The 24,006-nt window shown below is 64.4% G+C and carries 28 protein-coding genes; 16 read left to right on the top strand and 12 right to left on the bottom strand.

Translation table 11 applies throughout. The features are described 5' to 3' along the window. The first annotated feature begins 92 nt into the window (after window positions 1–92). Window positions 93–1,226, top strand: coding sequence for a DUF362 domain-containing protein (locus AB6M95_RS07775; protein WP_371386167.1), 1,134 nt, complete (start codon window positions 93–95; stop codon window positions 1,224–1,226). A gap of 132 nt (window positions 1,227–1,358) precedes the next feature. Here the strand turns inward: AB6M95_RS07775 and AB6M95_RS07770 are convergent, their stop codons facing one another. Beyond that, the gene (locus AB6M95_RS07770; RefSeq protein ID WP_371386166.1) at window positions 1,359–1,934 is read right to left on the bottom strand and encodes a pentapeptide repeat-containing protein; all 576 of its coding nucleotides are present in this window, start codon (window positions 1,932–1,934) and stop codon (window positions 1,359–1,361) included. 170 nt (window positions 1,935–2,104) lie between these two features. Here AB6M95_RS07770 and AB6M95_RS07765 point away from each other — a divergent pair, with 170 nt between their 5' ends. The 7 genes from AB6M95_RS07765 (at window position 2,105) to AB6M95_RS07735 (ending at window position 7,611) form a co-directional block, all read left to right on the top strand. Then, the gene (locus AB6M95_RS07765; protein WP_371386165.1) at window positions 2,105–2,554 is read left to right on the top strand and encodes a DUF1499 domain-containing protein; all 450 of its coding nucleotides are present in this window, start codon (window positions 2,105–2,107) and stop codon (window positions 2,552–2,554) included. Between the two features lie 41 nt (window positions 2,555–2,595). Next, a complete protein-coding gene (locus tag AB6M95_RS07760; RefSeq protein WP_371386164.1) occupies window positions 2,596–3,009 on the top strand; it encodes a bacteriohemerythrin in 414 nt (137 codons plus the stop codon). Window positions 3,010–3,137: 128 nt separating this feature from the next. After that, complete coding sequence (locus AB6M95_RS07755) at window positions 3,138–3,479, top strand: DsrE family protein (protein WP_371386163.1); 342 nt, start codon at window positions 3,138–3,140, stop codon at window positions 3,477–3,479. A 345-nt stretch (window positions 3,480–3,824) separates the two neighbouring features. After that, window positions 3,825–5,309: a sodium-dependent transporter gene (locus tag AB6M95_RS07750; RefSeq protein ID WP_371386162.1), complete on the top strand. Its 1,485-nt coding sequence runs from the start codon at window positions 3,825–3,827 to the stop codon at window positions 5,307–5,309. Between the two features lie 9 nt (window positions 5,310–5,318). Then, window positions 5,319–5,420, top strand: coding sequence for a MetS family NSS transporter small subunit (locus tag AB6M95_RS07745; protein ID WP_371386161.1), 102 nt, complete (start codon window positions 5,319–5,321; stop codon window positions 5,418–5,420). Between the two features lie 207 nt (window positions 5,421–5,627). Further along, the gene (locus AB6M95_RS07740) at window positions 5,628–6,539 is read left to right on the top strand and encodes a hypothetical protein (RefSeq protein WP_371386160.1); all 912 of its coding nucleotides are present in this window, start codon (window positions 5,628–5,630) and stop codon (window positions 6,537–6,539) included. Window positions 6,540–6,738: 199 nt separating this feature from the next. Beyond that, window positions 6,739–7,611, top strand: coding sequence for a hypothetical protein (locus AB6M95_RS07735; protein ID WP_371386159.1), 873 nt, complete (start codon window positions 6,739–6,741; stop codon window positions 7,609–7,611). Window positions 7,612–7,953: 342 nt separating this feature from the next. Here AB6M95_RS07735 and trhA read toward each other — a convergent pair whose 3' ends face one another. The 5 genes from trhA to cbiM all read right to left on the bottom strand — a co-directional run bounded on the left by trhA (window position 7,954) and on the right by cbiM (window position 10,909). Further along, window positions 7,954–8,595 (bottom strand): PAQR family membrane homeostasis protein TrhA, encoded by a 642-nt coding sequence (trhA, locus tag AB6M95_RS07730; protein WP_371386158.1) that lies wholly within the window; start codon window positions 8,593–8,595, stop codon window positions 7,954–7,956. A 124-nt stretch (window positions 8,596–8,719) separates the two neighbouring features. Then, complete coding sequence (locus tag AB6M95_RS07725) at window positions 8,720–9,172, bottom strand: RrF2 family transcriptional regulator (protein ID WP_371386157.1); 453 nt, start codon at window positions 9,170–9,172, stop codon at window positions 8,720–8,722. Between the two features lie 42 nt (window positions 9,173–9,214). Then, on the bottom strand, window positions 9,215–9,517 hold the full coding sequence (locus AB6M95_RS07720) for a hypothetical protein (RefSeq protein WP_371386156.1): 303 nt from the start codon (window positions 9,515–9,517) through the stop codon (window positions 9,215–9,217). Window positions 9,518–9,645: 128 nt separating this feature from the next. Next, entirely contained in the window at window positions 9,646–10,275 is a 630-nt protein-coding gene (locus AB6M95_RS07715; protein ID WP_371386155.1) for a NikL family nickel/cobalt ECF transporter subunit, read from the bottom strand. 37 nt (window positions 10,276–10,312) lie between these two features. Beyond that, entirely contained in the window at window positions 10,313–10,909 is a 597-nt protein-coding gene (cbiM, locus tag AB6M95_RS07710; protein WP_371386154.1) for a cobalt transporter CbiM, read from the bottom strand. Window positions 10,910–11,113: 204 nt separating this feature from the next. Between cbiM and AB6M95_RS07705 the strand changes: the two genes are divergently transcribed. Together AB6M95_RS07705 and AB6M95_RS07700 are read left to right on the top strand one after the other, a co-directional pair. After that, complete coding sequence (locus AB6M95_RS07705) at window positions 11,114–12,361, top strand: HD domain-containing protein (RefSeq protein ID WP_371386153.1); 1,248 nt, start codon at window positions 11,114–11,116, stop codon at window positions 12,359–12,361. 99 nt (window positions 12,362–12,460) lie between these two features. Then, a complete protein-coding gene (locus tag AB6M95_RS07700) occupies window positions 12,461–13,333 on the top strand; it encodes a transporter substrate-binding domain-containing protein (protein WP_371386152.1) in 873 nt (290 codons plus the stop codon). 116 nt (window positions 13,334–13,449) lie between these two features. Here the strand turns inward: AB6M95_RS07700 and AB6M95_RS07695 are convergent, their stop codons facing one another. The 3 genes from AB6M95_RS07695 to rlmD form a co-directional block, all read right to left on the bottom strand. Beyond that, window positions 13,450–14,811 (bottom strand): class I SAM-dependent methyltransferase, encoded by a 1,362-nt coding sequence (locus AB6M95_RS07695; protein ID WP_371386151.1) that lies wholly within the window; start codon window positions 14,809–14,811, stop codon window positions 13,450–13,452. Between the two features lie 124 nt (window positions 14,812–14,935). Continuing rightward, entirely contained in the window at window positions 14,936–15,913 is a 978-nt protein-coding gene (locus tag AB6M95_RS07690) for an ABC transporter substrate-binding protein (protein ID WP_371386150.1), read from the bottom strand. A gap of 63 nt (window positions 15,914–15,976) precedes the next feature. Next, window positions 15,977–17,359: a 23S rRNA (uracil(1939)-C(5))-methyltransferase RlmD gene (gene rlmD, locus AB6M95_RS07685; RefSeq protein WP_371386149.1), complete on the bottom strand. Its 1,383-nt coding sequence runs from the start codon at window positions 17,357–17,359 to the stop codon at window positions 15,977–15,979. A 106-nt stretch (window positions 17,360–17,465) separates the two neighbouring features. Here rlmD and AB6M95_RS07680 point away from each other — a divergent pair, with 106 nt between their 5' ends. After that, a complete protein-coding gene (locus AB6M95_RS07680; protein ID WP_371386148.1) occupies window positions 17,466–17,783 on the top strand; it encodes a hypothetical protein in 318 nt (105 codons plus the stop codon). Next, window positions 17,780–18,040: a hypothetical protein gene (locus tag AB6M95_RS07675; RefSeq protein WP_371386147.1), complete on the top strand. Its 261-nt coding sequence runs from the start codon at window positions 17,780–17,782 to the stop codon at window positions 18,038–18,040. Before AB6M95_RS07680 ends, AB6M95_RS07675 begins: the two co-directional genes overlap by 4 nt. Window positions 18,041–18,049: 9 nt before the next feature. Here AB6M95_RS07675 and AB6M95_RS07670 read toward each other — a convergent pair whose 3' ends face one another. Then, window positions 18,050–18,814 carry a DUF3108 domain-containing protein gene (locus AB6M95_RS07670; protein ID WP_371386146.1) on the bottom strand — a complete coding sequence of 255 codons (765 nt, stop codon included), beginning with the start codon at window positions 18,812–18,814 and terminating at the stop codon, window positions 18,050–18,052. Window positions 18,815–18,955: 141 nt separating this feature from the next. Between AB6M95_RS07670 and AB6M95_RS07665 the strand changes: the two genes are divergently transcribed. Continuing rightward, entirely contained in the window at window positions 18,956–19,447 is a 492-nt protein-coding gene (locus AB6M95_RS07665) for a CBS domain-containing protein (RefSeq protein ID WP_371386145.1), read from the top strand. A 91-nt stretch (window positions 19,448–19,538) separates the two neighbouring features. Here the strand turns inward: AB6M95_RS07665 and AB6M95_RS07660 are convergent, their stop codons facing one another. Next, complete coding sequence (locus AB6M95_RS07660) at window positions 19,539–20,549, bottom strand: HD-GYP domain-containing protein (protein WP_371386144.1); 1,011 nt, start codon at window positions 20,547–20,549, stop codon at window positions 19,539–19,541. A 7-nt stretch (window positions 20,550–20,556) separates the two neighbouring features. Then, entirely contained in the window at window positions 20,557–21,999 is a 1,443-nt protein-coding gene (pyk, locus tag AB6M95_RS07655) for a pyruvate kinase (RefSeq protein ID WP_371386143.1), read from the bottom strand. Between the two features lie 278 nt (window positions 22,000–22,277). Here pyk and AB6M95_RS07650 point away from each other — a divergent pair, with 278 nt between their 5' ends. Genes AB6M95_RS07650 through AB6M95_RS07640 form a run of 3 tightly spaced genes read left to right on the top strand, consistent with a single transcriptional unit; the run spans window position 22,278 to window position 23,983 of the window. Then, window positions 22,278–22,724, top strand: a complete 447-nt coding sequence (locus tag AB6M95_RS07650) for a division/cell wall cluster transcriptional repressor MraZ (protein ID WP_371386142.1) — start codon at window positions 22,278–22,280, stop codon at window positions 22,722–22,724. Beyond that, window positions 22,725–23,705: a 16S rRNA (cytosine(1402)-N(4))-methyltransferase RsmH gene (gene rsmH / locus AB6M95_RS07645; RefSeq protein WP_371386141.1), complete on the top strand. Its 981-nt coding sequence runs from the start codon at window positions 22,725–22,727 to the stop codon at window positions 23,703–23,705. Beyond that, window positions 23,702–23,983 (top strand): hypothetical protein, encoded by a 282-nt coding sequence (locus tag AB6M95_RS07640; RefSeq protein ID WP_319583336.1) that lies wholly within the window; start codon window positions 23,702–23,704, stop codon window positions 23,981–23,983. The genes rsmH and AB6M95_RS07640 overlap by 4 nt, the downstream gene beginning before the upstream one ends. Window positions 23,984–24,006: the final 23 nt, after the last annotated feature.

The following is a 24,006-nucleotide window of genomic DNA, read 5'->3' as shown; positions in this document are numbered from 1 at the left end:
CCCGCCACCGGAAATGGGATCGACTGGGCCCTGTCCGGGCTCACGCCGAGTGTTGTCTTGAATACGCAAACCTTGAAAAGTTTGAGGGAACCATGGAAAAAGCAAAAGTCTACTTCACCAATTTTCACACCAAGGCCTTCGGCGACGGGCTGCCCGCCAAGCTCAAGAAGATGATCAAGAAGGCCGGGATCGGTGAAATCGACATGAAAGGCCGGTTTGCCGCCATCAAGATGCATTTCGGTGAGCTCGGGAACATCAGCTACCTGCGGCCCAACTATGCCAAGGCCGTGGCCGACGTGGTCAAGGAGCTGGGCGGCAGGCCCTTCCTGACCGACTGCAACACCATGTATCCCGGCAAGCGGAAGAACGCCCTGGAGCATCTGGAATGCGCCTGGGAAAACGGCTTCACGCCCCTGACCGTGGGCTGCCCCATCCTGATCGGCGACGGCCTCAAGGGCACCGACGACGTCGAAGTGCCCGTCGAGGGCGGCGAATACATCAAGAAGGCCAAGATCGGCCGGGCCGTCATGGACGCCGACGTGTTCATCAGCCTGACCCACTTCAAGGGCCACGAGATGACCGGCTTCGGCGGCACCATCAAGAACATCGGCATGGGCTGCGGCTCGCGCGCGGGCAAGACCGAGCAGCACAGCGGCGGCAAGCCCGACATCGACGAGAAGAAGTGTGTCGGCTGCAAGGCGTGCATCAAGGAATGCGCCAACGACGCCCTGCATTTCGACGAGGAAGCCAAAAAGTCCCGCATCAATCACGACAACTGCGTGGGCTGCGGCCGGTGCCTTGGGGCCTGCAACTTCGATGCGATCGCCTTCGGCCTGGACTCCGCCATCTGCGACCTCAACCGGAAGATGGCCGAGTACACCAAGGCCGTGGTGGACGGCCGCCCGCAGTTCCACATCTCCCTGATCGTGGACGTCTCCCCCAACTGCGACTGTCACGGCGAAAACGACGTGCCCATCCTGCCCAACCTGGGCATGTTCGCGTCCTTCGATCCCCTGGCCCTGGACCAGGCCTGCGTGGACGCCTGCATGAAGGCCGAGCCGCTCCCCGGCAGCCAGCTCGCGAAGAACCTGGCCAAGAAGGGTTTCGTCGACCACCACGACCACTTCACCAACTCCAGGCCGGAATCCGAGTGGAAGACCTGCCTGGACCACGCCGAGAAGATCGGGCTGGGCACCAGGGAATACGAACTGATCGTGGTCAGATAGACGACAATCGAACCCTCGCCACGACGGTCCTCCGAAGTTCTTCGGAAGGCCGCGATCAGGCAATCCCCGGCCCCGGACAATGTCCGGGGCCTTTTTCGTACCTTGGCGGGGGGGGGCATTCCCCGCATCGCCCTAACGGATCACGATGTCCAGATTCTCCAGCAACGAAACGGCCTCCGGCAATGAGAACCGGGTCTTGTGCAGCGTATTGCGCTCGGCATTGATAAAATAGTTCCTGGACGTCGTGAAATCGGCAAAGCTCAAATCCACTTGGGAGAACCGGCACCGGGCCAAATCACAATCGTCAAAGACGGCATACCGCAATTTCGTATGCTGGAAGGACGCTTCTTCCAGCGAGCACGATGTGAAGTTGAACTTGGTCAGATTCATGTCGGAGAAAATATTGTTGTTCAGGTTGCACCTGTCGTAGATCGCGGACAGAAACCCGCCCACCGCGCTCCAGGCGACCCCGATCATCTTGCATTCCGAAAACCGCGCGTCCAGAAAGGAGGTATTCATGATTTCGACAAGGGATAGGTTGGACTGGACAAAGGTGCAGTTGTCAAAGCTGCAGCCCCTCAGCCGGCAGGACTGGAACGACGAGTGCTCAAACAGACAGTTGTAGAATTCCACGCCTTCCAGATCGCCCCGCCATTCCACGCGGGCAAAGGTTGCGTTCTCATAGCCATCCTCTTCAAAAACACCCATGTGCTCCTCCTACGCTCAAGCGGGCAAACAATCTCTGCCCGTCATTGTGACCGCATCCGGAACCGGAATCAATGGCGGCGGCGTCTTTGGTTCTCCCTGATGCGGCGGATACGGTTTTCCGTGGGCCGGAGGCTTGCCATCCGACCCGTTTCAGACCTATCTTGTAGGTAATGAAGTACCTCCTCATCCTCGCCGCGGCTCTCCTGGCCGCCCTGTTCGGGCTCTCGCGCCTGTCCGCCCGGCCCCCGGACCGGCTTGGCCCGGTGGACGGACGGCTCATGGACTGCCCGGACGCCGACAATTGCGTGTCGTCCGAGGCCGGGAATCCGGACCGACGGGTCGCGCCCCTGGCCGCGAGCGGGCCGGTGGACGAGGCCATGGCCCGGCTGGCCGAGGTCGTCGGGTCCATGGAGGGCGGGAAGGTGGCTGAGGTGCGCGGCAACTACCTGCACGCCGTGTTCACCAGCCGGTTGTGGCGGTTCCGGGACGACCTGGAATGCCTGTACGACCGGGGGACAGGACGCGTCGAGGTGCGCTCCGCGTCACGGGTCGGCTACTCGGATTTCGGGGTCAACCGCAAGCGGGTAGAGCGGCTCAGGGAGATGCTGAACGGTCGATAACCGCCTTTCGCAAAAGCGAAAAATCGGCTATGGAGGCGCATATGCACGGAATTGAATGGCACGAATCCAACTCGGTGGGCGTCCCCTCCATAGACGATCAGCACAAGCGGCTGATGGCCCTGACCAACCGGCTTTTCCTGGCCATCATGGACGAGACCGGGGAAACGGCCCTTGAGGGCGTCCTGAACGACCTGGCCGACTACGCCGTCTACCACTTCACCCACGAGGAAGGGCTGCTGCGCAAGTACGGCTATCCCGAGGATCTCCTGGCCGAACACCAGGCCGAGCACAAGGCCCTGACCGACCGGGTCCTCCACTACATCGCCCGGTACCGGGATGACCCCGCCAACCTGGACCTGTCGGTCTACGTCTTCCTTCGCGACTGGACCACCGAGCACATGGGCCGGTCCGACGCCCGGTACTCCGAATTTCTCATGGCCCACCACGCCAAGTAGCCCCTTGCCCGCTCCTCGGGGCGGTGTTTTCGCCGGCCTTCGCCCCCCCCGATTGACGCCGAAGCGGCCCTCCGGATACGGTCGGTAGGCCTGTCCTTTCCAGGGTCCGACAACACCAAGGAGCGATCATGTACTGTCTCTACGCATTCAACGGCGAACTGATGTGCTTCGTGCACGTCCTGCTCAACGCGCTCGACATGAAGGAAAAGGGCAAGGAGGCGATCATCGTCTTCGAGGGCATGGCCGTGACCCTCGTGCCCGAGCTGGAGAAACCCGAGAACCCCTTCCACGCCCTCTACCGGAAGGCCAGGGCGGCCGGGGTCATCGCTGGCGCGTGCAAGGCGTGCTCGTCCAAGCTCGGCGTGCTCGAGGCGGTCAAGGGCGCGAACCTGCCCCTGCTCGACGACATGTCCGGGCACCCGTCCATGGCCGCCTACATGGACAAGGGCTACACCATCCTGACCTTCTAGCCGACCGGTCCGCGTGCGCGGGAGGAAGCCCCTGCCGCGCACGCGGAATGTCAAACGTCGTTTTTTCGGCGATTTATCGAAAAAACACATAAAAACTTCACGGATTCCCCCGGAAAATCGAATTTTACCCGGCATAATCCGGCCCCAAAAGTGGACATCCCGTAAAATTTGTCATACAGACATCTCGCTTTTTAAAAATCCGTTCGCGGACTAAGGGAAGGGGCGCCCGAAAGGGGTCCCGTTCTCTTTTTCCGCTCCCGGGCACAGGGGCGCGCCGTCCCTCCGGCCCGAACGGAAGCCGCGCCAGGACCGCGCGGCCCACGTTTAAAAAACCGCAGGTGAAATATGGCTCAACGAGAACAATGGGGCTCCCGCGCAGGCTTTGTCCTGGCCGCGGTCGGGTCCGCCATCGGGCTGGGGAACATCTGGCGCTTCCCGTACATGGCCTACGAGAACGGCGGCGGCGCTTTTCTCATCCCGTACATCTTCGCCCTGCTGACCGCAGGCATTCCCTTCATGATCCTCGAATTCGGCATGGGCCAGAAGTACCGGGGCTCCGCGCCCAAGGTCTTCCGCGCCCTGGGCGAGAAATGGGAGTGGCTCGGCTGGATGCAGGTCATCGTCGCCCTGGTCATCTCCATCTACTACGTGGCCGTCATCGGCTGGACCATCAACTACACCGGGTTCGCCCTGAACCAGTCCTGGGGCGCCGATCCCAAGGCCTTCTTCTTCGGCGACTACCTGGGCCTGAGCAAATCGCCGCTGGCCCTGGGCGGTATCCGCTGGCCCATCCTGGCCGCCTGCACCCTGGCCTGGGGCATCACCTGGCTGGCCATCACCTCGGGCGTGCGCAAGGGCATCGAACGGGCCTGCAAGATTCTCATCCCGCTGCTCTTCGTCCTGGTCCTGGTGCTCATCGCCCGCGTGGTCAACCTGCCCGGGGCCATGACCGGCCTGAACTACCTGTTCCACCCCGACTTCTCCAAGCTGGCCGACTTCACGGTCTGGGCCGACGCCTACGGCCAGATATTCTTCTCCCTGTCCATCGGCTTCTCCATCATGCTGGCCTACTCCAGCTACCTGCCCGAGGACTCGGACATCAACAACAACGCGGCCATGACCGTGTTCATCAACTGCGGTTTCTCCCTGCTCGCGGGCATCATGATCTTCTCGGTGCTGGGCAACATGGCCCACGCCACGGGACAGGACGTGTCCGACGTGGCCGGAGCGGGCGTGGGGCTGGCCTTCATCACCATCCCGGCGGCCATCAACACCATGCCCGCGCCCGCCTTTGTGGGCACCTTGTTCTTTCTCTGCCTGACCATGGCCGGGGTCAGCTCGCACATCTCCATCGTCGAGGCCGTCAGCTCGTCCTTCATCGACAAGTTCGGCATCAGCCGCAAACGGACCGCCACCCTGGTCTGCGGCTTCGGCTTCCTCATGACCGTGATCTTCACCACCGGCGGCGGACTGCTCATCCTCGACATCGTCGACCACTTCGTCAACAATCTCTGCATCCTGGGCCTGGCCCTGGCCGAGATCCTGCTGATGAGCTACATCGTCGGACTGGACGACCTGAACGCGCACGTCAACGCGGTCTCCGACTTCAAGGTCGGCACCGCCTGGCGGCTCTGCCTCAAGCTCGTCACCGTGGCCGTGCTCGGCTACACCTTCGTCATGAACATCATCACCGACCTGGGCACCCCCTACGGCGGCTACGCGCAACCCGACCTGGCCCTGCTCGGCTGGTCCCTGCTGCCCGTGGCCTTCGTCCTCGGACTGGCCCTGAGCCGCCGCGAAGCCGCCTACGGCTTCGTGCGTCAAAACTAAGGAGGCACCATGACCACATCCGCCATCATCATGCTGTGCATCGGCCTGGGCGTCACCTGGGGCGGCGCCGCCTGCAGTATCCGCCTGGCCATCAACAACAAGCGCCACTAGACGGCGTTTCGTTCGCACGCGACCAGAAGGGGCCGGAACGCGCGACGTTCCGGCCCCTTTTTGCACGCTCCGATTGACAGGCCGCCCTGGCCCATCTATATTTTATGCCTGCTCTGGCTCAAAGGCGCCGCCTTTGCGCCCCTCACCCTTTGCTTTTCGCGCTTCCGTTTCCGGGTACAACCCTCATCGCATACAGGGGAAATTGCCATGTCCTACGGTCGCGCCATCAAATACTACGTCGTTTATTTTCTGATCTTCAGCGTCTTCGCCTGGCTCCGCTTCCAGCTCGCCGACATGGGGGCGGCCTCCCGGCTTCCGGGATACATGATCCCGGGGGAAACCGCCTGGGTCATGCTCTGCGTCTTCGCGGCCATGAGCCTGCGGCTGATCGTCATGAAGCCGGCCGAGCGCTTCGCCTTCGAGCGGGCGGGCCGACGCTGGGCGCGGTACGCCATGTACCTGGGGATATTCGTCCTGACGGCCTGCATCGGCCCGATCTTCGTCGGCGCGAAGCTCCATTCGCCCAACGCCTGGCTCGCGGCCTTCGTCCCGCTGGCCCTGTTCCCGCTCATCCTGAACGAAAAGCGGGAGCCGTATTATCTCCCGGCCAGGCACGCGCCCAAAGACGGCATGGGCCGCCCCATCAAGTATTCGTTCATCTACATGGCGGCCTGGATCACCCTGAACTTCGCCGTGGTCGTCTTCGCCGTCAAATTCCTGCACCTGGGCATATTGCCGCTCGCCCTGCTGGTCCTACTGATCCAATATGCGATCCTGCTGTCCATGCTCTACCGGCTCGTCGTGACCAAACCGCACTCCCGGTTCGAGGAGCTCTCCCCGCGCGCCCGGCGGCTCCGCTTCGCCCGGTACGCGGCCGCCTACGCCTTCTTCGCGACCATCGTCCCGATCGTCACCCACTACGCCTGGAGATGGCGGATGCCTTCACACCTGTACCTGGAGCTGCCGCTGTTCCTGTTCGCCGCCATGGGCACGGACGTCCGGCTGTACAGGAAGGGGGGCGGCTTCGCCAATCCCTTCAAACCGGAAAGAAAGGTCGACGACCAGGCGATCAAACGCCGCCTGGACAGGCTCGCCCGGGAGAACAACACCCCGGCCTGACCGCGCGGACGGAGGGCGCGAGATACTGCCGCATGCGCCCGGCAGACGGGCATGCACGGGGCGAAGTATTGACAGCCGGGCCACGGCGCGGGTACATGGATTCTGCTCTGGCGCAAAAGGGTCCTTTTGTGCGTCCCGCCTCATCCCCTTTCGCTTCCGGCCCTCTTTCCGGCGCTTCGTGTCGCCCGTGGAGAAGCCCATGTATCTGAAGCGGTATCTGTTCGCCCTGGTTCTGTACTACCTGTCCTATGCCCTGCTGGTGCGCTGGCAGGCCCTGTTCGGCGCACGCCCCGACGAGGCCCATGCGGCGGTGCAGGGAATCCTGGCCACGATATACGTGCTCATGAGCCTGAACCTGGTGGTCTTCCGGCCCCAGGCGCGGTTCGCCTTCGAGTCCTGGACCCACCGGACCATACGCTGGGTGCTGTACCTGACCCTGTACCTCGGGCTGGTGATGATGCCCGCCCTGCTGATGCTCCGCGCCGGTTCGGACCTGTTCCGCCTGACCCTGGCCGCGCCGGTCCTGCTCTTTCTGGGCATGCTCCATTCCCCGAAGCAAAAGGACGTGCCGGAACCGGACGACGGCCGGTTCGAGGACGGCCCCAGGCGGTGGATGACCTATGCCAGCGTGTACGTCATCGCGACCTATGCCGGAGCCATGCTCATCACGCGGCTGGCGCCGCAGCCCAACGTGCGCATGGGGTTGGTCCTGCTCTTCCTGGCCAAGTCCGTCATGGGCCTGTGGATGCTCCACCGGCTGACCGTGGCCCGGCCGAACGTCCGGTTCGCCTCCCTGACCGGCGGCCAGCGCTGGAAACGGTGCCTGGTCCACACAGGCCTGTACCTCTGCCTGGTCTTCGTCCTGCCGCGCATCCTGCTCGCCCTGACCGGGGGCGCCATGCCCCTGGACCTCCTGGGCATCATCGCGCTCCTGGCCTCGGCCGCCTACGGCCCCACCCTGGCCGCCATCCCCTGGCCCCCCCGCGAGCCCAGGCCCCTCCGGGAGACCGAAGAGGAGCGCCTGCGACGCCGCATGCGCGAGCTCCTGCCTCCCCTCCACCCGGACCGCTAGACGCAAAAAAAGGCGTCGGCCCCAATCGCCCGACGCCTTCCCTACTGACAGATTCCGCACTCCCCCGCGCCCGACAGCGTCGGCAGCAAAGCGCCCCGACGCCCTCCTCCGCCCCCGACAGCGTCGGCAGCGAAGCGCTCCGACGCCCTCCCCCTTCGCGCCCGAAAGCGTCGGCAGCGAAGCGCCCCGGCGCCCTCCCCGACGCCAAGAGGCTTTCGAGAGTGGTGTGGCAGTGCATTTTTCGAGGGCGCGGCCGACCGCAGCGTATTGCGTCATACGTGAGGATCGGCCGCGCCCTCGGAAAATGTGCTGACGCGCCGCTATCGGAAGCCGCCCGCGCCCCTACACGTACCAGTACATGACGACGTAGTGACACGCACTGCCGCCGATGACGAAGAGGTGGAATATCTCGTGGAAACCGAAGCGCCTCGGGAGGGGATCGGGCCATTTGACGGCGTAGATGACCGCGCCCAGCGAGTAGACCAGGCCGCCGGCCACCAGCCAGACGAGGGAGGCGGCGGACATGGCCTGGACCAGCGGGTAGATGCCCACCAGGACGAGCCAGCCCATGGCCAGGTAGATGCCGGTGGACAGCCAGCGCGGGGCCGAGAGCCAGAAGATCTTCATGGCGATGCCGCCGAGGGCGATAGCCCAGATGACCCCGAACATGGACCAGCCCCAGGGGCCGCGCAGGGGGATGAGGCAGATGGGCGTGTAGGTGGCCGCGATGTAGAAGAAGATCATGGAGTGGTCCACCCGGCGGAGCAGGCGGACGCCGCGCTCGCCCACGGGCAGCCAATGGTACAGGGTGGAGGCGGTGTAGAGCAGGATCATGCCGCCGCCGAAGATGGAGAAGGCCACGATATGCCACGGCAGGGCCGGGCTGGTCGCGCGCACGAGGAGCAGGACCGTGCCGAGCACGGCCAGGGCCGCGGCGATGCAATGGGTCAATCCGCTGATCGGGTCACGAAGCGATAGTCTCATAAGGACTCCCTGGCAATTGTGCCAGCTTCACTGTTACACAGTTGCCCGAAGCAAACAAGCGTTTGACGGCGGACTTTCCGCAACGGGCGGGCGCGACCGTGGCCGGGCATGAAGCCGCGCCGGATCAGAAACCGCCCCGGCTCCACGGCTCGACGTCGGAACTCCCGCACTGCTCGGCGTCGCTGATCAGGTCGGCCAGGGTGAAGGTGTTCAGCCGGTCGTACATGGCGTCGGCGGCCTCCTGCCACAGGCGGCGGGTCAGGCATTCCCTGATGCGGGTGCAGCCCTTGTCGCCGGACCGGCACTCCACCAGGGAGCCGTCGCCCTCGAGCGCGTGGACCACCTCGCCGATGGGGATCTCGGATGCGGGCTTGGCCAGGGAATGGCCGCCCCGGGGGCCGCGCTTGGACTTGACGAACCCCACGTCCTTGAGCTTGCGGATGAGCTTTTCCAGGTACTTGGCCGAGACGCCCTGGCGGTCGGCGATGTCCTGGATGCGCACCGGGCCGTCCTTTCCATGCTGGGCGATGTCGAGCATCATGCGCGTGCCGTAACGGCTGCGTGTGGTCAGTTTCATGAGTGGCCCCCTTTACGTTTTGCGGTCTGGAAACCCATGCCCTCAGGCACCCCTTCCCAGAGACAGGAAAACATTGATATACCCTATGATTACCATGAGCTTTGCGAGGAAGGCCCATGCCTGATTCCCCGTATAACGGCCTGCGCTACGCCAGATTCCCACGGAAATAAACACCATGTAGACGAGCCTGAACAAAAAGACGGCCGAGAATGCCCATATGGGGAGGCGCAGCTGAAGGGTCATGAGCATGATCATCGAAAACAGGAGGTTGGCCCCGAGGCCGTATCCCCAGAAGGTCAGGCCAAGCCCCTCCTCGCCTCTCCAGATTCTCCCTATCAAACTCATTAGTTGGTCTCCCCCGCAATTGTGTGCTCGGATAATTCCGAATCTTTCCGTAGGGGAATTAGCACAAAAAAAAGGCCGCGACAACAATCGCGACCTTTGGGGTCTGATTTTTCGCAAAGCCGTGCGGCTTACGGATTGCGGCGGCTCTTCATGTAGGCGGCCACGCCGAACAGGCCGAAAATCCAGCCGATGCCGCCGAAGATGTCGGTCATGGACGGGCCGGAATCATGCAGCTCGGCGAGCATGCGCTTGATGGGCTCCACCTCGCGCTTGACGATGGCGTCCACCTCGGCGGCGGTCAGCGCGCCCGCAGCGGACGCGGCCGGAGCGGAAGCCGGGGCGGACTCGGAGGCGGCCTCGGCCGGTACGGCGGGGTTTTCCTCCGCGACCATGTCGGACACGGGCCTGGGAGCATCGGCGAACTCTTCGTACCGCACGGTCCATTCGGCCTGGTGGCCCTGCCCGGCCTTGAGCAGCAGGCGCAGGTCCATCTTCTTTTCCCGGGCCGCCTCGGGGACGACGAAGGCGAACTTGCCGTCGGTGTCGGTCTTGCCGCTCAGCAGCAGGGCCCCGGTGGCCGCGTCATAGACCTCCACCTCGCCGTCGTAGACCCGCTTGGTCCGGCTGTAGCCGCTGTCGGTGACGATACGGTCGCCGTCGACGTAGGCGAAGATGTTCACCTTGTGGGCCTCGGATACGGCGGCCAGGCACAGGGTCGCAGCCAGGGCCAGACAGACGGCGATGATCAGGCGGTTCATGACGACTCCTCAGGTTGTGTGAAAATTGCGGAAAGGATCAACAGCCCAGGACCTCGGGCTTGACCTTGGACAGGAACGAATAGGCGAAGCCGGTGATGACGCCCTCGATGGCCATGACGGGCAGGTGGGCGACGAACAGCACCTGGGCCGCCTCGACAAACTCGTCACCGGACAGGGCCAGAGCCGTAGCAGTCAGGGTGGCGCTCAGGAGCATGGCCAGGAACCCGCAGGCGAAGGCCCCGGCGAATCGGCTGCCCGCGCCGCGCAGGAGCATGGGCCGGAAAAGGTAGTAGCAGAGCACGGCGGGCGCGGCCATGTTGAAGCAGTTGACCCCGAGCACGGTCAGGCCGCCGTACTGGAAGAGCACGGCCTGGAGGGCCAGCCCCACCAGGATGGACGGAAAGGCCGCCCAGCCCAGGACCACGCCGAGCAGGCCGCCCAGGATGAGGTGGGCGCTGGACGGGCCGATGGGCACGTGGATCAGGGAGGCGATGAAAAAGGTGGCCGAAAGGATGGCCACGGACATGATCCGGTCGTAGTCGATCTTCTTCAGGCCGATGGCCGTCCCGGCCACGGTGAGGACCGCCCCGCCCGCGAGGACCGGCCAGGATAAAACCCCTTCCGAGATGTGCATAGGACCCGCTTTCCATAAATGCGGACGGAACAACCCCCCGGATTCCGGGAAGATTTCGCCAGCGTGTTAACAATTGTGAATTTGTATACACCTCGCGAACCGTTTTTTCAAGCGGTCTTTGCGGGCGGCCCGGCGGGCGGGCGTATTGCCATCCCCGGCCCTTTGCGGCACTGTTGGAACGCACGGCAACCAAAGGGAGAATCCATGTCGGTCATCATTCGAAAGAGCTTGCTCGAACTCATCTTTTCCGGCGCGTTCATGAAGCGCTGGAACGACAAGCTGCGGCCCATGGAGCTGGTGGAGGTGGACAAGCAGGGGCACAAGATGATCGTGGCCTGGCTGCTCTTCCTGCTCAACTCCCGCGACATGGACGTGGCCCGCAAGCGGGCGCTGGGCGAGGCGATCATCGAGGGCGGCATCTTCGACTACCTCTACCGCCTGGTCATCACGGACATCAAGCCGCCGGTCTTCTACCGCATCAAGGAGAACGCCGAGGACTACCGCACTCTGACCAACTGGGTGCTCAAGGAGTTGACCCCGCGCATCATGCCGCTGGGCGAGGACTTCATGCGGCGCATGGGCGAATACCTGATGCACCCCGAGGACAAGGGGCTGGCACGGCGCATCCTGCACGCCGCCCACCTGTACGCCAGCTACTCGGAGTTCAAGCTGCTCAAGTCCATCAACCGCATGGACCACGAACTGACCGAGATCGAGCAGAGCTTCATCGACCGGCTGGAGGCCATGCGCGACCTGAACGGCGTGGCCGAGCTCCTCGACGAGGACGGCACGGTGCTCGGCGGCTTCGCGCGCATGTGCGGGCGGCTGCGGTTCCAGAAGCGCTGGTCCCAGACCCCGCGCGTGCCCGAGACCTCGGTCCTAGGCCACATGTTCATCGTGGCCGCCTATTCCTGGTTCTTCTCCATGGAGGTCGGCGCGTGCCGCGCCCGTTGCCAGAACAACTTCTTCTCCGGCCTGTTCCACGACCTGCCCGAGCTGCTGACCCGTGACATCATCTCCCCGGTCAAGGCGGCCTCCCACGACATCAGCGAGCTGATCCACGAATACGAGATCCTGGAGCTGCACCGGGTGGTCCTCAACCCCCTCAAGGCAGGCGGGTACACGGACATCACCGAGCGGCTGGAGTATTTCCTGGGCCTGGAGGTCGGCAGCGAGTTCAAGGCCACCGTGGTCCTGGACGGCGTGATCACCGAGGCCCCGGAAGCCGACCTGGCGGGCAGGTACAACCACGACACCCTGGACCCCAAGGACGGCCCCCTGCTCAAGGTCTCGGATGCCCTGGCCGCGTACATCGAGGCCCACACCGCCCTGAAGAACGGCATCTCCTCGGGCCAGCTGCACCACGCCCTGTACCGCATCCAGCAGAAATACAAGGAAGCCCCGGTGGTCGCCGGGGTCCAGGTCAGCGCCCTGCTGGCGGATTTCGACTAGACGGCACACGGCGGCACGCCGCCTTGTCCCCCGCTTCCTTTCGGTATATGGTCGTCTATCGGGCCGTTGACGTTCGGAATTCCAACCCTGCGGGAACAGATGCGAAACCGCCTCCTCCATACGCTCGTCCTGCTCGCCGTCCTTGCCGGGACGACCGGGACCGCGCACGCCATGGACAGGCTGGTGCTCCCGGCCGACACCTCGCCCCTGGACACCCGCTGGCGGTTTCCCCTTGAGGTGCTGACCCGGGCCATGATGGCCACGGAGGACACCGACGGCCCGTTCTGCATCGGCCGGTACCGGCTGCCCATGCACTTCGACCGTGCCCTGGCCGAACTGGGCGACGGCAAGTCGATCAACGTCAGCATCGCCACGGCCAGCCGGGAATGGGACGAGAAGGCGCTTCCCGTGCGCGTTCCCATCTTCAGGGGGGTGAAGAGCTACCGTCTGCTGCTGGTGAACAGCCAGTCCCTCGACCGCTTCCGCGACGTCCGCACCATGGACGATTTCCGCAGGTTAAAGGGCGGGGTGGTCTATCAATGGATTTCGGAGGACATCCTCGACCGGACCGGGTGCGCGTTGGTCAGGGCCACGAGCTACGAAGGGCTGTTCTCCATGCTCGCCGCCCGCCGCTTCGACTACATCCCGTCCTCCCTCAGCGACTGCTACCGTGAAGCGTCGACGCGGACCGTGAAGAACCCGGACCTCCGCGTGGAGCCGACCCTGGCCCTGTACATCCCGTGCCCGCAATTCTTCTACGTCTCGCCCGCCTTCCCCGGCCTGGCCGACCGCATCCGGCGCGGCATGGCGATCCTCGACGGCAACGGCACCCTGGACCGCATGTTCCACGACAACTTCGACGAGACCATCCGCCGGGCCGACCTCAACCACCGCCGCATCATCCGCATCGACAACCCCAACCTGCCGGACGGCATACCGCCGGAAGACCCCGTCCTCCACATCCGGCCGTAACCCGCCGTCCCCCGCGCGGTTTCCGGCGGCGATTTTTATTCATTGAGGCATGAAAGACGACGGCGGACGCGAGGATGCCCCCGCGTCCGGCAATGCGTCCGGCACAGGGAGCCCGCCTAGAAGGCGAACCGGCAGCCGGTGAAACGACGGCAGTAATCCATCCCCACGTCCCCGAGCCCGATCTCCCTGGCGTTTTCGCGGTGGCTGCGCAGCGCCACCTCCTGCACGTAGTCGGGCATTTTCGGGGCCAGGCCCAGGCAATGGGCGAGGGTCTCCCGCCTTGAGCCGTCGCCGCTCAGGAGGCCGTCCATGTTGTCCTCCACGTGCCGCGAGTGGAGCATCAACGAGTGGGTGAGGCAAGGCAGATACTCCGGATTCTCCTCTTCCTGGTAGCGCAGGCTGCACCGCTCCATGCCCCGCATGGTCCCCTGGGACATGCCGTGCATGAAGCTCCAGGGGGTCAGGCGGCGGCTCAGCTGCGCGGGCAGCATCCGGGTGTTGAACCCGCGCTCACGGGCCGCCCCGGCCCAGGTCTCGGGATAGATCTGAAAGATCAGGGGCCAGATCAAGCTGTAGGGGAACTCCCAGAAATCATGGGCATAGCCGGTTCGGTTGTGGTTGAAGAAGATGCCGTCGGGCGAGAGCTTGGCGAAGATATCGGCCGCGCTCCGCTTCTGGTCGCAGGCGTAGACCAGGGCGTTGATGCTGACCAGGAGGTCGATGGACCCTTCTTCGAAATCGAGGGGATTGGAGATGTCGTGCTTGAGGAAGGTCAGGTTCGGCTCGTCGAAGGAGGCGCGCGCCACGTCCAGGGCGGCGTCCGACAGTTCGAGCCCGAAGACCTGCGCCTCGGGATGGAGCCGGGCCAGGCCCGCGGCGGTGTAGCCCAGGCCGCTGCCGAGGTCGACGATGGTCCGGGGCGGGCGGGGCAGGCGCGGCGTGGCGAAGCGGTCCACTAGGTGCGCGAAGTTGCCGGTATTTTCAGCGGTTTTCCGGGCCCACTCCTCGGGCGGCGTGTCGGACAGGAGGCGCTTGTTCCGGACCCAGCTCTTCTCGTTGTAGTTGGTCGTTTTGCGCGGGACGATCAGGTGGTACTCGCCCTCGCGCGGCTCCTGCGGCACGGTGCCGGTCAGCTGCCGGAACGGTATCAGCTCGGCCTCCTCGCCCGTGGCCTCCACGTGTTCGGCCAGGGCCGCGGCGAAGACCTTCTTGTCGCTCCCGAGGAACAGCCAGTCCACCCCGCCCAGGCGGTGCATGGGCTGGCAAAATTCACCGCGCAGGAGCGACAGGACGAAGGGAAAGGCGAACGGGGTCCTGACGTAGGCGTCCACCCCCTGGAAGGTGAGGAACATGCAGCGCAGGTCGCCGAGATCGAGTTCGGGCCGGGGCCTGCTCTTGCAGTGGGGGATGCGGGCCTTGAGGATGAGGGGGAGCAGTTCGACGTAGTCGTCCACCGGGATGTAGACTTTGGTAAGCATAATTCACCATGCGCAGCGGTTGCGGCCCATTCCTACGGAGCGTGCCAAATTTTCCCACTGGGGGGATTCGCCGCAAGCTTATGCTAATTATGTGCCAAACAGGCCTGCGGAAAGGCCCCGCCCGCTACCGCGTCTCGGACCGGAGTTCCTCGACCTCGGTGACGAGTTTCACCTTGGTGACGATACGTTTGGGTACCGGCTTGCCCTCAAGGGCGTCGCAGGCCGTGGCTACGCCGAGGTAGCCCATGCGATAGGGCTGCTGGACCATGACGGCGTCGATGTACTTTTCCCGCAACGCCTCCCGGATCTCCGGGGTCTGGTCGAAGACCAGGACATGGCCCCTGCCCGCCAGGTTCAGCTCGCGCAAGGCCTGGACGCAGCCGATGGACGTCATTTCCGCCGAGGAAAAGACGGCCTTGGCGTCCGGGTGTTGGCGCAGCAGGTCCAGGGTGCGGTGATAGGCGTTGCCCACGCTGATTCCGATGAATTCCGAGTCGATCAACTCCGCGCCCGGAGCCCGGGCCGCCACGGTCTCCACAAAGCCTTTCTCACGGGCCAGGGTGGACCCGTTGTCGTCCGTGTGGCGCAGGAGCAGGATCGGCCCCTGGCCCTGGGTGAGCCGCAGCAGGTAGGCCGCGGCCTCGCGCCCGGCCGCCCTGTTGTCCGTGGCGATGAAGCTGGTCAGGTCCACCCCTTCCATGGACGAGTCGATGCCCAGCACGAGGGTGCCCCGTTGCCGCGCCTTGTTCAGGGCATCCGCCAGGTGGGTGGTGTGGGCCGGCGCGATGACGATGGCGTCGGGCCTGTCCTGCATCTCCTCGGCGAGGATGGCCTGTTGCGCTTTGACTTCTTCCTGGACCCTCGGCCCGCGAAAGACGACCTTCACGCCCCGCTCGATCCCCGCATCCATGGCGCCCTGCTTGACGGCCTCCCAATAACTGGTCGATTCGGCCTTGGGGATGACCAACACCTTGAACTCCCCGGCCATCGCGCCCACGGGGAGCGAAAACCAGAAGACGCAGCACAGCAGCAAGGGCAGCAGGGACCGCCCTCCGTCATCGACGCCGCTCTCGAAGCGGAATTGTCTCAACCTGTCCATCATGGAATGGGACTGCCCCCCCCCTTTCGTCTTCAAAACAATTATACCCGGGCCCGGACATCCGGCCTAGATCAATTCCAGCAGGGCCACGGTCTCGATGTGATGGGTGTGCGGGAACATGTCCACGGCGCGGGCGCGCTTCAGTACATATTTCTCCGAGAGCCGCTTCACGTCGCGGGCCAGGGTCGCGGGGTCGCAGGACACGGCGATGATCTTCGGGGAACCCAGGTCGAGGATGGCCCGGGCCGTGTTCTCATGCATGCCCGCGCGGGGCGGGTCGATGATCAGCACGTCGTTTTCGGGCAGCGCCTTGAGGTTGGCGGCGGTGTCCAGGGTGCCCACGGCGAAGTCGCAGTTGTACAGGCCGTTGAGCTTGGCGCTGGACCACGCCTTGGCCACGGCCTCCTCGCTGATCTCGAAGCCGATGACCCGGGCGGCCTTGTCCGCCAGGAAGATGCCGATGGCGCCGATGCCGCAGTAGAGGTCGAGCACGGTCTCGGCGCCGGTGAACCCGGCGAACTCGCGGACCGTGCCGAAGAGCTCGCCCGCACCGGCCGTGTTGGTCTGGAAAAAGGCGTTGGGCCCGATGTGGTAGCGAGCCTGGCGACCATCATGCTCGACCATCTCCTCCACCGCGCGGGCGCCCAGGCGGAAGACCGTCTTCTCGCCCACGGCCGCCAGGGAACGGCGGGCGCGCGATGAGTGGACGAAGGAGGTCAGGTCCGGGAAACGGTCCACCAGGGTCGCGCCCAACTCCTCGGCCCGGGCGTAGTGGCGCGTCTCCTCGCTGGTGATCAGGTGGACCATGATCTCGTTGAGCGAGGTGTGGCGGACCACCAGGTGCCGCCAGAAGCCGTCGTTCGCCTCCGGGTCGAAGGCGGGCAGGCCCGAGGCGCGGGCGAACTCGCGGGCCGCGCGCAGGATATCCACGTCCCGGCCGGCGCAGAGGTGGCACTCCTCGATGTCCAGGACCGGAGCAAGCCCCTTCTCCCCGGCGGCGAGGTTGGAGCGCAGCCCCAGGTGCAGGCCGTCGGAACGCTGCTCGAAGGCGAACTCCATCTTGTTGCGGTAGTTCCAGACGGCGGGCGACGGCGCGGGCGCGTCCATGACGAACCCTTCCACCCCGCCGATGCGCTTCAGGGCGTTCTCCACCTGGGCCGCCTTCTGGGCCACCTGCTCGGGGTAGTCCAGGTCCTGCATGGCGCAGCCGCCGCACTCCCCGAAGTGGGGGCATCTCGGCTTCACGCGGTGCGCGGACGGCGTGACCACGGTTTCGAGCACGGCCTCGGCGAAGCGTTTCTTGGCTTTGGCCACGCGGGCCGTGACCGTATCGCCGGGCAGGCCGCCCGCCACGAACACGGCCATGCCGTCCACGTGGGCCACTCCCCGGCCTCCGAAGGCCAGGGACTCGATGGAACATTCTATGATTTCGTCTTTCTGCAAGGGCATGGGGCGCCTCCTGTGGTTCCGGTTGGCCTACACTGTGGCACGCCGGGACGCTGTATACAATGATTGTCGCGGATAGCGGGTTTGACATGGATTGAAGCGGCTGTCTATGGTTTACCCCATGCTCGACAAGGCCACCGCCCTGCCCGCCCTGCTGCGAAAACTCGACAAGCTGCCCCAAGGACACGCCCTGGACCTGCGCACATACAAGCGCAACCGCTCGGTACTCATCCGGCGCGCGGGCGCGGACGCCTTCGACGTGGCCGAGGACGGCTTCCACCGGGAGGACTTCCGGGTCCCGTTCGCCGACCTGAAAAAACTGCTCAGGGTCCTGCTCAAGCGGGAGTTCCCGCGCTCGGCCAAGATCCGGGTCTACGACCTCGGCGCGGCGGAAGCGGCCGGACTCGGGGAGCGCAAGATCATATGATCGACCTCGGCGCGGCCCTGCCCACGGCCCTCTCCCGGCTGAGGAAGCTGCCCGACGGCGCGGTGCTGGAGCTTCTGACCTTCAAGCGCGACCGGGGCGTGGCCGTGCGCAGGGTCGGCGCGGGCTTCGAAATCCGCGAGTTCGGCTACCTGGACGAGACGAGCACGGAGGACGCCGCCGGGCTCAGGAAGCGGCTCAAGGCCATCCTCAAGCGGGAGTTCCCCCGGTCCAACAAGGTCCACGTGCGTGAGCGCTGAGCCGTGCGCCTAGCTCCGGGCCGGCGGGTAATACTCGCGCAGGGTCATGGAGAAGTAGCCGACCGCCACCTTGGACTTGACCCTGACCGGAATGCGCCGCTCGTCGGCCGAGAACCAGACGTACAGTTCGGCATCCTTGGACTTCTTGAACACCCCGGACAGGTGCTTGATGTCCAGGCGCACTCGGTAGGCGTCCACGTCGCCGATGCCGGTCTCGACGCGCTCCCTGTCCTCCACGTACGCCTTGCCCACCACCGACACCTTGCCGTCGGACACGTTGGCGTCGAATTCCATGCCCTTGTACAGGGAGTGTTTGCGGAAGGCGAACAGGATGGACATGGGGTCGAAGACGTTCTCGGGCTGGTCCAGGGTGTGCTGCAGCTTGCCCCGGGCGTAGCGGTAGGACCGGTTGGTCTTCTTGTCGAAGATCAGCTCCACCTTCTTGTGGTAGGAGCCCTCGTTCTGGTCTTTTTTGTAGCGCAGGGCGTAGTTCACATCCATGTCGGTCCAAGCCTCCATGGTGTCCCGGACCTTATAGAAGTTGTCCACCCAGCCGAGCGTCCGCGCCTTGGCGAAGAAGTATCGGGCGGGCCGGCCGTCCATCTCCGTGTCCTCCATGCAGAGCAGTTCGGCCCTTCCCGCGTGGATCACGGTCCAGTAGATGTCGTAATAGAGCCTCTCGCCCTGGCCGAAGGGCATGGCCGGGTCCTCGGCGGACCGGGCCGGAACGGCCAGAAGGAGCACGAAAAATGCGGTCAGAATGATTTTGCGCATGCCACATAGTCGGCACGAACCGCGCCCAAGTCAAGGAGGAGCCCTGTAACCACGCCGTTGTTATGGACAAATACCTGCACACGAGGTACGACAGGCAGAGGAGAAGCCCTGACTCAAGCCAGTTACCGGAGGAAAGCCCCTATGATGCTCAGAAAACGCGCCTGGGACATGATGCGCGACGAATACCCGACCGTACAGGAAGACGCCAGTCTGGCCGAGGCCATCCGCGTCATGCGCGAGGCCATGGTCGAGGCCCCGGACTCGCAGGTTGTGGTGGTCAAGACCAAGGGCGGCAAGCTCAAGGGGACCATCAACCTGTGGCAGCTCTTCAAGGCGGTCAAGCAGTCCGTGCTCAAGGACGAGAACCTGACCCTGGACGGCGAGGTCGACTGGGACCAGCAGTTCGCCAACGCCTGCCTGATCTGCACCCAGCTTAGGCTCGACGAGTACATCATCCCCAACCCGCCGCTGCTCAAGCCCAACGACCCCATCCTGGTGGTCCTGGACGTGTTCCTCAAGTCCCGCCGCGACTGGGCCCTGGTGGTGGAGTCCGAAAAGGTCATGGGCGTGGTCTACGTCACCGACGTGTACCGCGACATGACCCGCGACATGGTCCAGATCTTCAAGAAGTAGTTTCCGCGATCCCCCGAAACGCGCAGGGCCCGCTCCGGATGGAGCGGGCCCTTTATTTTCGGCAGTGTCGTGGCGGAGTGCGGCGCCCGCCCTACTTCATCTTCAGGTCTATCAGCAGGAGCATCTGCAGCGCCTTGGTGATCTCCGCGTCGTAGCGCGGATCCTGGGCCAGGGCGTTGGCCGCCTGGACGGGGTTCATGGCCTCGGCGTAGGGCCGCTTGGTGATCATGGCGCAGAAGGAGTCGGCCACGGCGGTCAGCCTGCCGGGGAACTCCTGCTTGACCGACTTGAGCGGATAGCCCGAGCCGTTGACCCGCTCGTGGTGCTCGGACACGCACTGGTCCATCTCGGCGTAACGCAGGCCGAGCTTGCCGAGCATCTCGAAGCCCACCTTGGTGTGGGCGTTGACCTTGGTGCGCTCGTCGCCGGTCAGGGGCTTGTCCTTGGTGCGGATGAAGACGGGCACCTTGGCCATGCCCAGGTCGTGCAGGAACAGCCCGGCCAGGACGCGGTCGAAGGTGGGCCGCTTGACCGCTTCCGCAAAGCCCTTGTCCTTGAGCTTGCCCCACAGGGCCAGGCCGAGGAACCCGGTGTTCATGGAGTGGTTCTCCAGGGTGTGCTCGCGGTGCAGCCGCCGGACCAGGGCCCGTGCGCGGCGGATGTCGGCATAAAGGTATTCGGACAGGACCATGAGGTCCACCCAGAGCTTGTCGAAGACCGCATTCACGGGCTGCTCGAAGAACTCGGCCAGCCTGCGGGTCAGGGCCTGGGTGAAGATGTCCGCGATCTCCTTTTCCTTGAGGTTCCCGTCCACCAGGACCAGGTCGAGCTGGTAGCTGATGTGCTTGACGTAGACCGGATGGTCCTCGCGGGAGACGAAGACCAGCCCCTCGTTGGTCAGTTCGGCCAGTTCGGCCACCTGGTCGTTGGAAAGCCTGCCGCCGACCTTGTAATACGGCACCACCCGGGCGACATCCTCCTTGAAGGTGAAGATGTTCAGGGGAGGCCGATATTTGTTGAAGCTGCCCAGGATGTCCTCGCTGACCTGGTAGTACTCCTCGTTGAGTCCGTCGGGAATGTCGTGCTTCTGGTCGGCTCGCATCGCTGGGCTATTCCTCTTCCTTGTTCAGTTTCTCGTACAGCTTGACCACGTTGGTCTGGGTGGTGGACTTGCCCTGCTCGGGCTGGCCCGCCGTGATGATGACGATATCCCCTTCCGAGAAGTCCGCGCTCTGCCGGACGAAGACCTCGGCGCGCTCCTGATGGTCGTGGATGACGTCCAGGGGTATGGCAGGGATAACCCCCCAGGACAAATTTGTGAAGTGCCTTACGACGCGGTCGGACGACAGGGCGTAGACCGACTGCCGGGGGCGGCAGGACGAGAGCAGCCGGGAGGTGGCCCCGGAGGTGGAGTGGCAGACGATGGCCCGGGCGTTGGTCTTGCCGGCGAGCATGGCCGCGGCATAGGCCAGGAAGGTCGAGGGGTTGTCCCTGGCCCCGCCCCGGTCCAGCTCCTCGGGCCCGGACTCGAACATGAAGGCCTCGATCTGATAGGCGATCTTGCGCATGAACCGGACGGTCTCGCCCGGATAGTTGCCGATGGCCGTCTCCTCGGAGAGCATGACGCAGTCCGCGCCGTCCAGGATGGCGTTGGCCACGTCCGTGGTCTCGGCCCGAGTGGCCATGGGCGAGTTGACCATGGACAGGAGCATCTGGGTAGCCACGATGACCGGCTTGCCCGCCTGGTTGCACTGCTTGATGATGCGCTTCTGGGCCACGGGCAGCTCGGCCAGGTCCAGCTCCAGACCGAGGTCGCCGCGCGCCACCATGATGCCGTCGGCCTCGTCGATGATTTCGTCCAGGCAGTCCAGGGCCGCGGTGCGTTCGAGCTTGGCGATGATGGGCAGGGACTTGCCGTGCTTGAGCATCTCCTTGCGCAGGTGGCGGATGTCCTCGGACTTCTGCACGAAGCTCATGGCCACCACGTCCACGCCCAGCTCCATGCCGATGGCCAGGTCCGCCTTGTCCTTGTCGGTCAGCGGGGCCAGCGGGGTCTTGGTGCCGGGGAAGGTGATACCCTTGCGCGGCGGGCACATGCCCGAGTTGGTGGCCTTCAGGCGGATGAGGTTCTCGCCCTCGATCTTGACCACGTTGAAGCGGATCATGCCGTCGGACAGGGCCACGGGGTCGCCGATCTTCACGCCGTGGAACATCTCGGGGATGTCCAGGCAGATGAACGGCTCGGTCACGCCCTCGGCCTTGTCCGGGGTGCCGAGCAGGACCTCGGTGCCCTTGGTCACCTCGATGGCCCCCAGACCCACGTCGCAGGTACGGATCTTGGGCCCGGACAGGTCCTGGAGCACGGTCAGGGTCAGCCCGGTCTCCTTCTCCAGCCTGCGGATGATATCGACCATCTTGGCGAAGAACTCCTTGCCGCCGTGGGAGAAATTGAGCCGGAAGATCTTGGCCCCCGAGCTGACCAGCTCCTTGACGCCCTCATAGGTCTCCGTGGCTGGTCCCAGCGTGGATATGATCTTGATATGCCTGTCCATGACGGCCTCCCCTCCCCGGCTCGCGCCCTGCGGGCGCTCCTGCCGGAGCCTGTCTTATGTTTTGAATTTACAGAACAATTGCCGAGGGCACTCGTTCAAGAGTGGTCCAAGTCTAGGCCCCGGCCGTAAAAAAATCAATTAAACTCGGTGAATTTTGCCCAGCATTTCCTGGCGAACGGTTGACTTTCCCTTGATTTTCGCGCAGAGGTGGGAAGAAGTGGAATTTAGTGTGGACATGGTGTAAAGATGTGGAGCAAGATGGTGTTCCGGGGAAAACGATGAAATTCAGAGGTCACGCACACAGAAGCCTGGACGACAAGGGACGGCTGATTCTGCCGCCCGAGTTCCGGGATGCGATCCGGGATGAATTGCCGGACGGCGTCATTGTGCTGACCATCTTCGACAAACACGTCATCGGCATCACCCCGGACCAGTGGAACAAGCTCGAACGCGAGCTGGAGTCCATCAAGTCGCCCAGCCGCGAGCTGCAGAACACCATTCGGCTGCTGAACCTGGGGTACACCGAGACCCCGGTGGGCAAGCAGGGGCGCATCGCCATTCCCGCGCACCTGCGCAAGTCCGGCAAGCTGGACAAGGAAGTGGTGGTCATCGGCGCGGGCAGGCGGCTGGAAATCTGGTCCGCCGAGGCATTTGAAGAGCTGCTCGACCAGGACTACGACGTGTCCACGGAGCTGGCGGAAAACAACGTCTCCCTGCCCTTCTAGATGAAGACGGGAGAGGTCAGCCCCGCATCGCTCCACACCACGGTTCTTTTACATGAAGTGGTTCGGTGGCTGCGCCCCCGCCCGGGAGGCCGTTACATGGACGGCACGCTGGGCATGGGCGGCCACAGCCTGGCGCTTCTCGAAGCGGCGGGCGAAGGGGCCGAGCTCGTGGGGCTCGACCGGGACCGGGAGGCGTTGGCGCTCGCGACCAAGCGGCTTGAGCCGTTCAAGGACCGCGTGCACCTCTTTCACCTGCCCTTTTCCCGGTATGAGGAAGCCCTCGACGAGGTCGGCTGGGAGTACATCGACGGCGCGGTCCTGGACCTCGGCGTGTCCTCCCTCCAGCTGGACGAGGCTGATAGAGGATTCAGCTTCATCCACGACGGGCCCTTGGACATGCGCATGGACCCGGACGTCGGCCCCCCGGCCGAGGAACTGGTCAATACGCTGAAACACGGGGAGTTGGCGCGGATCATCCGGGTCTACGGGGAAGACCCCCTGGCCGGGAAGATCGCGTCCGCAATAGTGAGGGAACGGGAAAAGGGAGCGATCACGAGGACGCTTGAGCTGGCCGAGATAGTGCGGCTGGCCTACCCGCCGAAGATGCGGCATACGGCCCGCAACCACCCGGCGACCCGGACCTTCCAGGGACTGCGCATAGCGGTCAACAGGGAAACTGAGGAACTTGAACATTACCTTTCAACCATAGTCGGACGCCTGAGACCGGGCGCGAGGCTGGCCATAATTTCGTTTCACTCCCTGGAGGACAGGGCCGTGAAGCACGCATTTCGGGATGCCGCCAAAGGGTGCAAATGCCCCCCGCATCAACTCCACTGCACCTGCGGCGGCGTGCCCGAGATGAAAGTGCTCACCAGGAAACCGGAGGCCGCCTCGGATGCCGAGCGGGACGCGAACCCCCGCGCCAGGAGCGCCAAGCTCCGGGTGGCGGAGAAGCTTAGCCCCGACGGAGAAGAAGCATGAGCAAGACCGACAAGACGCTCCTCTGGATGGTGCTGGGCCTTTTGGGCATGGCGCTGTGCCTCGGTTTGGGAGCGGTCTGGTTGAACATCGAGCGCATGGATCTGGCATACGACCTGCGCAAGATGGAGCAGAGCCTGGGCCGGAAAGAGGATCTGGCCGCGAAACTGACGGTTGAGAGGAACAACCTGGTTTCGCCCTACAGGCTGAAAAAGCTCGCGGGCCAACTCGGCCTGGGAGTGGCGGCGCCGGGCCAGATACGGCGCATTGCCTCGCAATAGCGACGCGCTTACGCCATACAACG

Origin of the sequence: Pseudodesulfovibrio karagichevae (assembly GCF_041414475.1) — a bacterium.
Classification (GTDB): domain Bacteria; phylum Desulfobacterota; class Desulfovibrionia; order Desulfovibrionales; family Desulfovibrionaceae; genus Pseudodesulfovibrio; species Pseudodesulfovibrio karagichevae.
This window is presented reverse-complemented; position numbering and strand designations above follow the sequence as displayed.